The organism is Sphingobacterium griseoflavum, assembly GCF_014653155.1.
Taxonomy (GTDB): domain Bacteria; phylum Bacteroidota; class Bacteroidia; order Sphingobacteriales; family Sphingobacteriaceae; genus Sphingobacterium; species Sphingobacterium griseoflavum.
Genome location: NZ_BNAF01000004.1, coordinates 134,243 through 146,708 on the forward strand (window position 1 = coordinate 134,243; position 12,466 = coordinate 146,708).

The following is a 12,466-nucleotide window of genomic DNA, read 5'->3' on the forward strand; positions in this document are numbered from 1 at the left end:
TGCCATAAAAAATAGAGATTTTCATGAAATATGTAGCTAATCCAGATCGTTACCAGCAGATGCGATACAACCGTTTGGGCAAAAGCGGACTCCGTTTGCCTGCAATATCTTTAGGCCTATGGCACAATTTCGGCGATGACGTGCCGCACCAAACAAAGGTAGATATCTGCACCACTGCCTTCGATCTTGGAATCACACACTTCGATCTGGCAAATAATTACGGGCCGCCTCCAGGTAGTGCCGAGAAAGCATTTGGACGTATGCTGAAAGAGGAATTTGCTGGCTTGCGCGATGAAATGATCCTGTCATCTAAATCCGGATATTTGATGTGGGATGGGCCTTACGGCGAATGGGGGAGTCGAAAAAATATGATTGCCAGTTGCGACCAAACGCTGAAGCGCTTGGGTGTCGATTATGTGGATATCTTCTATTCACACCGATTTGATCCAGAGACGCCGTTGGTGGAAACCATGCAAGCGTTGGATCACTTGGTACGAGCTGGAAAAGCACTTTACGTCGGTATTTCTTCTTATAATGCAGCGCGCACGCGCGAAGCATATAACATATTAACGGAACTGGGGACACCATTTGTTATCCATCAGCCCAGCTATTCTATGCTAAACCGCTGGGTAGAGACCGATGGTCTATTGGATACCTTGGAAGAAGTTGGGTTAGGATCTATTGTGTTTTCGCCACTTGCTCAAGGGATGTTAACCAATAAATATCTACGCGATATACCGCAGGGAAGCCGTGCAAGTCAGGCCAAATCGTTATCTACAGACTTCCTGTCGGAAGAGAATTTGACACGCGTAAAAGCGTTGCATGAATTGGCCGAGCAACGTGGACAAACCCTCGCGCAAATGGCTATCGCCTGGGTGTTGCGTGATAAGCGCGTAAGCTCCGCATTGATTGGCGCCAGCAACGCACAGCAGGTGGTGGATTGTGTAGGAGCATTGGCGCATTTAGATTTCTCTGATCAAGAGCTTGCAGCGATAGACAGATACGCGCTGGATAGCCAGATCAATATTTGGACAAAGTCTGCAGAGCTCGATGCATAGCAGACAGCGTGTCTCTCCCTCTACAAGCAGATGGAGAGACACGGCCATGTCCAGTTGCTTAAAAAATTTCCTTCAGGTGTTTGTAGTTCGCTTTGATCGTGTCGAATACTTCATCCATGCGACCTCCCAGGATCATTTTCGCCATGCTTTCCGTCATGCCCAAGACCTGCTCTTTAGTGATATGAGCTGGCATTGCGAGGGCATTCGGGTTCGTGAAAACATTGAGCAGAAAAGGCCCGTCGAAAGAAAAAGCCTTGCGCAAGCCGTCTTCCACTGCTTCCGGATCATGTATGTTCATGGCATGGATACCCATGGCTTCCGCTACTTTCGCAAAGTCCGGATTTTCCATAGACGTTTCGTTGTCCACTAAGCCCGCCACTTCCATTTCGAGCTTTACCATCCCCAATGCCCGGTTATTGAATACGATAATTTTAATCGGCAGATTGTATTGTTTGATCGTGGAGAGGTCGCCTAACAGCATGGACAAACCACCATCGCCACAGAAAGCAATGACCTGTCTTGTAGGGTATGCTAAGGATGCACCGATTGCCATTGGCATCGCATTGGCCATGCTGCCATGGTTAAAGGAGCCCAGTAATATCCTGTTTCCGGTTTGGTGAAGATAGCGCGCACCCCACACGCAGGACATGCCGGTATCCACCGTGAATATGGTGTCATCGTTCGCCAAGGAGTTAATTTTGTCCGCCAGGAATTCCGGTTGGATTGCATCTTTTTCACCATTGCTCTCGACGTATTGGTGAAGCCTTTCCTGTACTTTTTGATGAAAAGTGCCAAAAGAATCCAAAAAGGAACGATCTTCTTTTTCCTCGAGAAAGGGAAGCAACGATTTGATGGTGTCTTTCACATCGCCCACTACACCTATGGTTAAATCGGCGCGTCGGCCAAGTCGGTTTTGTGCTAGGTCGATCTGGATGATCTTGTTGTTTGTGGGCATGAACGCATCGTAGGGCATATCGGTCCCCAAAAGAAGGAGGACGTCCGCTTCTTTCATCGCTTGGTAGCAAGATGGAATCCCTAATAAACCGGTCATGCCGACATCATAGGGGGATTCCAACTGTACATGCATCTTCCCGCGGAAACTATAGCCTACTGGAGCTTTCAACTTCGCAGCCAGTTCCGCCACTTGATTTTTCGCTCCTGCGCAACCAATGCCGCCATATATCGTAACGGTTTTTGCCTCGTTGAGCTCTTGGGCGATACGTTGAAGCTCGTAATCCGATGGACGAATGATGGGCTGGCACTTGTATACTTTTTTCGATGTATGCGGTTCCACGGCTTTGAGCTCTGATACATCGCCTGGCAAACCGATTACGCTTACTCCTTTTTGCGCGACGGCATGTTGTATTGCTGTTTGAAAAATCCGCGGTGCCTGCTCGGCTGTGGTTACTAGCTGATTGTAACCGCTGCAGTCATCAAAAAGCTTGTACGTATTCGTTTCTTGAAAATATGTTGTTCCCATTTGGTTGGTAGGGATTGTCGATGCAATAACCAATAGCGGTAGGTGCGAGCGATGTGCTTCATATACCCCATTTATTAAATGGATATGTCCCGGGCCGCAACTTCCGGCGCAGCAGGCAATTCCATCCAGCTCTGCTTCTGCGGCGGCGGCATACGCGCCAACCTCTTCATGGCGCACATGAATCCATTTTATGCGCCCATCTTTGCGGATAGCTTCGTTGAAAAAGTTTAAACTATCTCCGGTGACCGCGTATACCCGTTTTATACCTGCTTCGACTAGCATCTCTACCAATTGCTCTGCGACTATCTTCGCCATATCATAAGTGTTTACGATGAAAATTCTTTTTAGGAAAAACAGTCAGATATGGTTTTTGTTTCTGCAATTTAACAGCGAAGGAAAAGATGGCTAATTTGACGAAGGTAATACGCAAAAAAAAGTAAGCCCTCCTTCTGAAAAGCTTACCTCTTTTACCTATATCGTGGCTTACTTACCAGCCTTTAGCAGCGCCTCCTTTGAAGACCTCTTCTGCTTTCGTTTCCACTTCATCAGACTGATAGGCCTTCACGAAGTTTTTTACTTTTTCGTCTTCCTTATTGTCCTCACGGCTGACAATGATATTCACGTACGGTGATTTCTCGTTTTCTACAAAAATGCCATCCCGCTTGGCGATAAGGTTGTTGCTGGCAGCGAAATTATTGTTAATAATGGCCACTGAGACCTTGGCATCGTCCAACGTACGTGGTAATTGTGGCGCTTCGAGTTCCAAGATGTTCAATTTAAACCGATTTTCGGTAATGTCCTGCAATTTTGGCAAGATGCCGACACCGTCCCTCAGTGTTATCAGACCTACTTCCTGAAGAAGCAGGAGTGCGCGGCCGAGGTTGGTCGGATCATTGGGAATAACAATGGTGTCTTCGTTCTTCAGCTCGCTGATGTTTTTTATTTTTTTTGAATAGCCCGCCATGGGATAAACGAAGGTATTACCGACGATCGCGAACTGATAGCCTCTGCTCTCCGTCTGTACGTCCAGATACGGCTTTGTTTGGAAAACGTTGACATCGACATCCTTTTGTTGTAGCGCCTCATTGGGCATGACATAGTCGTTGAACGAAACAAGTTCAACATCCAGGTTGTATTTTTCTTTGGCAACTTGCTGTGCTGCTTCAGCTAGGCTGTACTCCGGTCCGGCCTGCACAGCAACTTTCAGAACTTTCGAATTGTCGTTGTTTCCGCCGCAGGATAGCATAGTGGCCATCAAAACTGCGGTTATTGTGCAGGTTGTTAAATTAAATTTCATACGTGTGCTATTGCTATTTCCCATTTTACTGTTTACTTCCTATGATCTACTCTTTTCGATAATCTATCGCCCAAAAACTGTATGCCGAATACAATGCCAATTAAAAGCAGAAGTACCATATTCATAATGAAGGCATCGTAGCCTACATAACCGTATTGATAACCGATATGACCCAGGCCGCCAGCACCCACTGCGCCCCCCATTGCCGAGTAACCGACCAAGGTGATCAGTGTGAGCGAGCCACTATTAACAAGTGCTGGTAACGCTTCCGGCATAAGCACGCGTCTGACTATTTGCACCGTAGATGCGCCCATGGAACGGGCAGCTTCGATAATACCGTAGGGGATTTCCAATAAGCAATTTTCCACCAAGCGCGCCACAAATGGTGCTGCGCCGATGCTCAGCGGCACAATGGCTGCCTTCATTCCAATCGAAGTGCCCACCAAGGCCCGCGTAAATGGAATCATCCACACGATAAGTATGATGAACGGAATGGAGCGAAAGATGTTCACAAAGAATGCGGTCGTTCGGTTTACCGATTTATTGGCGAGCAGTTGTCGTTCTCTGGTTAAAAATAGTATGATACCTAAAGGAAGACCCAGCAGAAAGCTAAAAAATCCGGAGGAGAAGGTCATAACCAAGGTTTCCCATGTTCCTTTAGCGAGTAGCCAAAATGTTGCTTCAGACATGATTCTTCTATATGCTAATCAATAATTAATGACGGATTTAACAATTCCTGTGTAATGGGCGATTTAGCATGGTTGAACAAATGTTCAACGCTGTTTTTCTCGACAATTTTTCCTTGAGAAATGACCGCTACACGATGGCAGATCGCTCGGACAACTTCCATTTGGTGCGTTATCAGCACAATAGTAATGCCGAGTTCGAGATTGATACGTTTTAGCAAAGAGAGAATTGACCGTGTAGTTTGCGGATCCAATGCACTCGTAGCCTCATCGCACAGCAGAATTTCCGGTTTTGAAGCTAAGGCTCGGGCAATGGCCACCCGTTGTTTTTGACCCCCGGATAGGCTCGCTGGGAAATCATATTTTTTATCCTTTAGATCAATTAATTCCAGCAGTTCGTCCACCCGAATTTCGATTTGGGCTTTCGGCATGTCGGTAAGGGTCAGCGGAAAGGCAATATTCCCATAGACGGTTTGGGAAGAAAGCAGGTTGAAATGTTGGAAGATCATACCTATTCTTCTGCGAATGTGAATCAATTGTTTGTCGGAAAGTGTTGTGACTGCTTGACCAGCTAGATAAATATCTCCCGCGGTAGGTCGTTCAAGTAGATTTATGGTACGTACCAATGTACTCTTTCCCGAGCCTGAATAGCCGATGATACCAAAGATTTCCCCCGTAGCTATCTCCAGCGAAACATTATCTAAAGCTTTTATCGCTTTGTCTTTTTTGTAAAAAACTTTATGAACCCCTTCTAATCTTATCATGAGTTATTCCGTGCTACCGTCTGATGATGTTCAGCCAGCGAAACAAGCGCATGGCGAATAACAGCAAAGATAATGTTTTTGGTGCGAAATTAGTCTATACAAAGAGTCGTAATTATGCACGGATGCGAGTAACCGCCTTTTGGCGTTTCGTGAAACCGTATGAACAAACTCCTGTTTGTCGAAAATCACGCCTCCGTTTGCGGTTTCTAGAAGATTTGAATATCTTGAGGCTTGATTTTGACGAAATGGGCATATTAGATTTTTTCAAGAAACACGAGCCAAGCGAACCATCGTTGGACAAAAAAGAGACGAGCGGTGAAACGCCAGATGACAAAGCGGGAGCTATCATTTCTGCAGGGGATGTTGGCAAGGGACAGGGTGCTTACTTGGGCAATCTTGCCCATACCGCTGTCATCGATCAATTGTTACGTGTCCCACGCAGCGACCGCGATGAAGGCTGGATCAGTGAATTTCTAGCACATGTGGCTACCGCCAGTTTCGCCTGTGGACAGCCTCAAGTTATCCAAGGCCCAGACAATTTTCCATATTTTCAGCTCTTTATTCCAGAAGCCAACAAAGCTTTCCAGTGCTACGTGTTGGAGCATATGCTTGACGACTTTTTGCTGGACAACGGTTTGGGGATTGCTTTAGAGCCAAAAGATGGCGAAGTAGAGTGGGTTTTATCCTATGGCGATTTGCTGCATTATGCCGTACATCGCACGTTTACCATTCCACAGGATCACTTATTCGGTAAGGGGAGCGAGGGAGACGAAGTGGTCGGATCGGATGAGCAAGTGTTGGTTGGCGCCCCGTCAGAGTCTATTTTGCCCCGTCGAGCCCGCTTAGTGATTCGCGAATTTTTGATTGCTCAGGGTATCAACGATCCGAAAGTGTGTTTGATTGATCGTTCGGCGTACGGAAAAGGACAGGATTTATTGTTCAATTTGACACCTTGGCAATTCGATAACGAGGCTCATTACCAAGCGGTGATGCGTGCACTGGGCTGGTTTTTACCTCGCTACTATTCGTATTCAGGGACAGAGGAAGCTGCCTTCAAAGACCACTTTGTTGCCCTGTAACGGTATATTTCCAAATAGATCAACGGGAAAAACTTTTTTTAAACAATCGTTCGTCTGGATCAGCCTGCGGTAAAGGTGTTTTTGTGCGTGTTTTTCAGCTCCGTTGTTCGTGTTGGAAAAAAATTTTTTTCTTTTCAAGAACGAACCTGTGCAAAGAAAGGTTCATGTAGTGTACTGTTAAAAAGAAAAAGGATACGTATGGCACACCGCGAAATACTTTTTATATTGAGCTCGCACGAGGATATGATCGATACCGATGCAAAGACAGGGATTTGGTTGGGGGAGTTCACCGATCCCTATTATGCCTTTTTTGATGCGGGCTACAACATCACCTTAGCTAGCCCTAAAGGTGGCACGCCCCCCATTGACCCGCTCAGTAAACTAACCGAACATCTTGCCGCATCCAATAAGCGCTTCACCAAAGACGAAGAGGCACAGCGGCTGTTCGCATCCACAGAAAAGTTAGAATCGATCGATCCGGCCCGTTTTGACGCCGTGTTTATCCCCGGTGGGCATGGGCCACTTTGGGATCTTGCAGAAGATCTATCTGTAGGACGTATCCTGACCCATTGCGTGCATGATGCTAAAATTATCGGCGCTGTTTGTCATGGTCCTGCCGCCTTACTCGCTATTGAGCGCACTATCTTTGGCTTCCTTCGCGGAAAAAAAATAACCGCATTTTCTAACCTCGAAGAAGGTATGGTGCTGCGCAATCAAAACGTTCCTTTTCTGCTGGAAACGCGCCTTCGCGAGCATGGCGCGCTACTGCGTTTGGCTAAGGTTCCGTTTATGTCGCATACCGTGGTAGACCACAATATTGTTAGCGGACAGAATCCTTTATCGGCACTCGCCACGGCAAAAAAAGTGATCGAATTGTTGCAAAAGCAATACGTCAGTGTGCTGTGACGATATAGATGGTCTCCTTAATTTTGTTTCACAGACGAAACAAAATGCAGGTAAAGCTATTAAACAGTGTAATCGATATTCTTTAATCGGAGGATAGCATATGATGCAATTCGTTAGACTAAATTACAAAGTGCTTCGGGAGTTGAAAAGTAAAGGGTACAATGCATTGCGTTCCTGCTCTGATGCCCACAGTGTTGATCCTTCTTGGGTTCCCGACGAAATCCATATCGACTTTCGTTCGTACGCTTACGTCAAGACAGAAGTGAATCAGTTTTTAGTGATTGAAAACGTCTTGCAGCACGTGGCGGAGGTAGACTTATCGGGTATGGTCTTTTTGGAGCGCTAAGGCAGCGACACGAGGTTGTGCTATCGATAGGATCGTTTAAAATTCGTTTTTTAAGTGGTACACGCACTTCAAATTCGGTGAAGTTGCGCTAATTTAAATCCGGTGTTTTCGGAAAGTTGGCCACATGGGCGAATTTTGGGCCAAGGTTTATCAGTGCTTGCTTCCACAAATCTTCGCCGTCTTTTACGAAAAGCAACTCGGCGGGAAATTTATTGTGTACCAACCAGCTATTTTGCGCTATTTCCTGATCTAATTGGCCAATATTCCAACCGGCATACCCTAAAAAAAACTTTATATGCTCTGGTTGCAACAGGTTGTCAGCAATAAGAGCCAGGGCTTGGTTGATATCGCCTCCGAAGTATATCCCGTCTATCAGCGGCCAGCTTCCCGCTATTTTTTCGCCCGCGGTATGAATAAAAAATAGGGAATCCACCTGAACTGGTCCACCGATGTACAGCGCAAATTCGTCGCCCGCCGCGTCGGGAAAAATATCCGAGAGTAACAGGGTGGAGCGACTGTTTAGCACCAGACCCATGGTTCCATTTTCAGGATGATGCTCGCATAATAAAATAACCGATCTATCGAAATTGCTATCTAGCATAAAAGGTTCAGCAAGCAATAAACTACCTTTTGTCGGTGCATGTATATTGAACATGGTACAATCGTTTAAGTGAAATACAGCAAACATACTGCCGTAAAAATATCAGCTATAAAGCGCGTTATCGAAGTGAAACGACAGACTCCACCGCTGCGATGTCTCGCGACTCGCAACCGCCGTTGCTAATCAGATATTAATATAAGCCAATTTACACAAATAAGCAATTTTTTATGTGCTTTGTCGGTAAAGCCACCGCTTTTGATTAAGTTTGCTGTGTATCAATAAGACTTTAACCATGTCTATTACGGATAAAAATATTGCGGCCATTCGGGCGGATTATAGTAAATTTTCGCTGGATGAGCGTGATGTATTGCCTCATCCGATTGCGCAATTTCGGAAATGGTTTGATGAGGCTGTGCATGCGGAGGTATTGGAACCCAATGCCATGGTGCTGTCCACCCTCAGTGAGGACGGCTACCCCTCTTCACGCGTCGTGCTACTGAAGGATATCAAACCTTCGGGTTTTAGTTTTTTTACCAATTACCATAGTAAAAAAGGAGAATCGATGGCCGCGCACAAACAGGTAAGCCTGTTATTCTTTTGGCCCGAGTTGCAGCGCCAGGTACGTATTGAGGGGCAGGCAGAGCAGCTTCCCTCGGACGACTCGGATGAATATTTTGCATCCCGTCCAAGAGGAAGTCGTGTGGGGGCTGTCGCTTCACCGCAAAGCCAAATTATTGCAGATCGTTCTGCGCTGGAAGCGCGTGTTGCAGAGGTGGAAGCGACCTATGTTGGGCAAGAAAGCATTCCGCGCCCGGCATATTGGGGCGGTTATCAGGTCGTACCCCTATTTATGGAATTCTGGCAAGGCAGGAGCAGCCGTCTCCACGATCGCATTGTTTACTTGTTTCAGGACGGCGCCTGGGTACGTCAACGTTTAGCACCTTAGGATATGGTAGAGCAAATCCAACATTTATTGCATGAAAAGTTCGGAGAAATGGCCGTCTTACGTGTGGATGCACAGCCCTTACAGCCGATTCTAGTGGTCAACTCCGAGTTAATCGTCGACATCTGCCTTTTTCTGCGCGATACGGAAGGTTGTTATTTCGATTTTCTTTCCAATATTTCCGCCGTAGACTATTTTCCGGAAAAACGTTTTGCTGTTGTCTATCATCTATCGTCCATCCCTTACCAAACGCAGGTCACCCTAAAGGTTGAAATAGATAATGAGCGTTTGCTGCACGAATTGCCCGTAATGCCCTCCGTGTCCAGCGTTTGGCGCACAGCAGATTGGCACGAACGGGAGGCCTACGATCTCATGGGAATTTTCTTTAGCGGGCATCCTGATTTACGACGCATACTGTTGCCTGATGATTGGGATGGCTATCCACTACGAAAAGACTATCAGGATGCAGAAACGTACCATGGAATCGCAATAAAGTAAGGTATAAGATGAATTATTCGGAAGCGTTAGAACGATACAAGCAAAAGATAGCGTCAGTAGGCGCGCAAGAGATGGTCATCAATATGGGACCTCAGCACCCCTCTACGCATGGTGTATTGCGTTTGGAGTTGATTACCGATGGGGAAATTGTAAGGGATATTATACCACACTTGGGATACCTACATCGCTGTTTCGACAAGCATGCCGAGTCTATGAGCTATGGCAAATCCATTCCCTTCACCGATCGCCTGGATTATTTGGCATCGATGAACAACAGCCATGCTTTTGTGATGGGAGTGGAGCGCATGCTGGGTATGGAGCAACGGATTCCGAAGCGCGTGGAATACATTCGTGTGCTAGTCTGTGAGCTAAATCGTATTGCGTCCCATCTGATAGCCATCGGTACGTACGGCATTGATATCGGTGCGTTTACTCCTTTTATGTGGTGCTTTCGCGACCGTGAACACATCATGAATATGCTGGAATGGGCCTCCGGGTCGCGCATGCTCTATAATTATATTTGGATAGGTGGGCTATTTTACGACTTACCAGTTGGTTTTGAGGATCGATGCCTTGATTTTGTAGCTTATTTCAGGCCCAAACTGGCTGAACTGGACGAGTTGCTCTCCACCAATCAGATATTTATTTCGCGTACGGCCAATATTGGTGCCCTGCCCGCCGATGTGGCAATAAACTACGGCTGTAGCGGGCCAATGTTGCGCGCCTCCGGGGTGAAATGGGACCTACGACGCATAGACGGCTATTCAGTATATCCTGAACTGGAGTTTGAGATACCGGTAGGAAAAGGGGAGATGGGTACGCTTGGAGACTGTTGGGATCGTTATAAGGTTCGTGTCGATGAAGTCAAAGAGTCACTAAAGATTATTGAGCAATGTCTACATCGCCTGCGTGGCGACTTCAAGCGAACGCCTGAATTTGACCCCAGGGCACTGGTTCCGAAAAAGGTAAACTTAAAATCACAGGAATATTACATGCGTGCTGAAAATCCGAAGGGAGAATTGGGATTCCATTTTGTGACCCAAGAGAAGACGGACATCCCTCGACGGGTAAAAGCAAGAGGACCAAGCTTTAACAATCTTTCGGTACTGCCCGAGCTGGGCAGGGGGCAGTTAATTGCGGATCTTATTGCCATACTGGGATCCATCGATATCGTGCTAGGAGAAGTTGATCGGTAGCTACAAATTAAACGTTGCAACTTGCAAAGTTGTACGGAAAGATTTACATTTGCAATCTCATAATTTAAGTTTATAATTGGTTAATAAGAAAGCCCGTAGTCGCCCGATTACGGGCTTTTTTCTTTTAAATGTTATGTGGTTTTATCATCCACGATTCGTAAATTCGTGGGCGTGCAAACCGAAAGGAAAGCACCTCATTATTTGTTTTTATTATCTGCTACATTATTAGTTTACTATGTCTTCAATTCTTATTAAATCTGCGCAAATAGTCAACGAGGGAAAGACGATTACAGCCGATGTATATATTAATCACGGTCGGATCGAAATGATCGCGGAGTCTATCGCACATCCAGCCGATCAGGTAATCGATGCGACAGGTCTCCATCTTCTACCTGGCCTTATTGATGACCAAGTCCATTTCCGGGAACCCGGATTGACCTATAAAGCAGATATATGGCATGAGAGTAGGGCCGCTGTGGCTGGTGGAACGACATCGTTTATGGAGATGCCCAATACGGTGCCCAATACATTGACCCAAAAGTTACTACAGGATAAATACGAGATTGCCGCCGACAAGTCTTTGGCCAATTACTCCTTCTTCATGGGGGCGGCAAACGATAATCTGGCGGAAGTGCTGAAGACCAATCCCCGCGATGTTTGTGGCATAAAGATCTTTATGGGGTCGTCTACTGGCAATATGTTGGTCGACAACGAGGATACCTTAGAAAAAATATTCCAAGAAGCGCCCACGTTGATTGCAGTGCACTGTGAGGATGAAGCGACAATCCAGAACAACATGGCCGATTTTAAGGCACAATACGGTGAAGAAAGTTTGACTCCCGCGATGCATCCGCTGATCCGCTCGGCAGATGCCTGCTACCTATCCTCTTCGAAGGCTGTTGAACTGGCAAAAAAACACAACACCAGGTTGCATATCCTGCACATATCTACCGCACGCGAAACACAGTTGTTTGACAATAGCTTGCCATTAACGGAGAAACGGATCACTGCGGAAGCCTGTGTGCATCATTTGTGGTTCTCAGATAGCGACTATGCACAAAAAGGAAATTTCATCAAATGGAATCCAGCGGTGAAAACATCGGCGGATCGGGATGCTATTTTAGCGGCGGTATTAGACGGTCATATCGATGTGATCGCGACAGACCATGCTCCACATACGTTGGAAGAAAAAACACAGCGCTATGCGCAGGCACCCTCGGGCGGACCATTGGTGCAGCATGCGCTGCAGGCCTTGCTAGATTTGGTGAAGCAGGGCAAGCTTAGCTTGGAGCAACTTGTACAGAAAACGGCACACAACACTGCGACGATGTTCCAAGTGGAAAACCGGGGGTTTATTCGGGAAGGCTATTGGGCTGATTTGGTATTGGTGGATCTACAAAAACCATATACCGTTAGCAAGGAAAATATCCTATCCAAGTGCGGTTGGTCTCCATTCGAAGGGCATACTTTCTCTTCAAGTATTGTCCATACCATTGTTTCCGGAAATCTAGCCTTCAGCGAAGGACAGCTTATCGAGGTAGGTGCTGGGCACCGGTTGTTGTTCAATCGATAGGAACCAGATGCTCGCGGCAGACCGAAGCCTATCAAGTTC

The 12,466-nt window shown here is 46.5% G+C and carries 13 protein-coding genes; 8 read left to right on the forward strand and 5 right to left on the reverse strand.

Annotated features, from left to right (window positions below):
• The first annotated feature begins 23 nt into the window (after positions 1-23).
• Positions 24-1,058 (forward strand): L-glyceraldehyde 3-phosphate reductase, encoded by a 1,035-nt coding sequence (gene mgrA / locus IE165_RS06420; protein ID WP_189625779.1) that lies wholly within the window; start codon positions 24-26, stop codon positions 1,056-1,058.
• Between the two features lie 58 nt (positions 1,059-1,116).
• Here the strand turns inward: mgrA and IE165_RS06425 are convergent, their stop codons facing one another.
• From IE165_RS06425 to IE165_RS06440, 4 genes are all read right to left on the reverse strand, one after another.
• The gene (locus tag IE165_RS06425) at positions 1,117-2,853 is read right to left on the reverse strand and encodes a thiamine pyrophosphate-dependent enzyme (protein ID WP_189625780.1); all 1,737 of its coding nucleotides are present in this window, start codon (positions 2,851-2,853) and stop codon (positions 1,117-1,119) included.
• Positions 2,854-3,025: 172 nt separating this feature from the next.
• Complete coding sequence (metQ, locus tag IE165_RS06430; protein WP_189625781.1) at positions 3,026-3,835, reverse strand: methionine ABC transporter substrate-binding lipoprotein MetQ; 810 nt, start codon at positions 3,833-3,835, stop codon at positions 3,026-3,028.
• Positions 3,836-3,867: 32 nt separating this feature from the next.
• Positions 3,868-4,524: a methionine ABC transporter permease MetI gene (gene metI, locus IE165_RS06435; RefSeq protein WP_189625782.1), complete on the reverse strand. Its 657-nt coding sequence runs from the start codon at positions 4,522-4,524 to the stop codon at positions 3,868-3,870.
• Positions 4,525-4,538: 14 nt separating this feature from the next.
• Positions 4,539-5,285, reverse strand: a complete 747-nt coding sequence (locus tag IE165_RS06440) for a methionine ABC transporter ATP-binding protein (protein WP_189625783.1) — start codon at positions 5,283-5,285, stop codon at positions 4,539-4,541.
• Between the two features lie 50 nt (positions 5,286-5,335).
• On the opposite strand from IE165_RS06440, the gene IE165_RS06445 reads away from it, so the two are divergent.
• From IE165_RS06445 to IE165_RS06455, 3 genes are all read left to right on the forward strand, one after another.
• Positions 5,336-6,364, forward strand: a complete 1,029-nt coding sequence (locus tag IE165_RS06445; protein WP_189625784.1) for a hypothetical protein — start codon at positions 5,336-5,338, stop codon at positions 6,362-6,364.
• Between the two features lie 198 nt (positions 6,365-6,562).
• On the forward strand, positions 6,563-7,270 hold the full coding sequence (locus IE165_RS06450; RefSeq protein WP_189625785.1) for a type 1 glutamine amidotransferase domain-containing protein: 708 nt from the start codon (positions 6,563-6,565) through the stop codon (positions 7,268-7,270).
• Between the two features lie 100 nt (positions 7,271-7,370).
• A complete protein-coding gene (locus IE165_RS06455) occupies positions 7,371-7,616 on the forward strand; it encodes a hypothetical protein (protein WP_189625786.1) in 246 nt (81 codons plus the stop codon).
• Between the two features lie 88 nt (positions 7,617-7,704).
• Here the strand turns inward: IE165_RS06455 and IE165_RS06460 are convergent, their stop codons facing one another.
• On the reverse strand, positions 7,705-8,271 hold the full coding sequence (locus IE165_RS06460) for a YqgE/AlgH family protein (RefSeq protein ID WP_189625787.1): 567 nt from the start codon (positions 8,269-8,271) through the stop codon (positions 7,705-7,707).
• A 238-nt stretch (positions 8,272-8,509) separates the two neighbouring features.
• On the opposite strand from IE165_RS06460, the gene pdxH reads away from it, so the two are divergent.
• The 4 genes from pdxH (at position 8,510) to IE165_RS06480 (ending at position 12,427) form a co-directional block, all read left to right on the forward strand.
• Entirely contained in the window at positions 8,510-9,163 is a 654-nt protein-coding gene (gene pdxH, locus IE165_RS06465; protein ID WP_189625788.1) for a pyridoxamine 5'-phosphate oxidase, read from the forward strand.
• Between the two features lie 3 nt (positions 9,164-9,166).
• Positions 9,167-9,658, forward strand: a complete 492-nt coding sequence (locus tag IE165_RS06470; protein ID WP_189625789.1) for an NADH-quinone oxidoreductase subunit C — start codon at positions 9,167-9,169, stop codon at positions 9,656-9,658.
• Positions 9,659-9,666: 8 nt separating this feature from the next.
• Positions 9,667-10,854 (forward strand): NADH-quinone oxidoreductase subunit D, encoded by a 1,188-nt coding sequence (locus IE165_RS06475; protein ID WP_189625790.1) that lies wholly within the window; start codon positions 9,667-9,669, stop codon positions 10,852-10,854.
• 235 nt (positions 10,855-11,089) lie between these two features.
• Positions 11,090-12,427: a dihydroorotase gene (locus IE165_RS06480; RefSeq protein WP_189625791.1), complete on the forward strand. Its 1,338-nt coding sequence runs from the start codon at positions 11,090-11,092 to the stop codon at positions 12,425-12,427.
• Positions 12,428-12,466 lie beyond the last annotated feature (39 nt).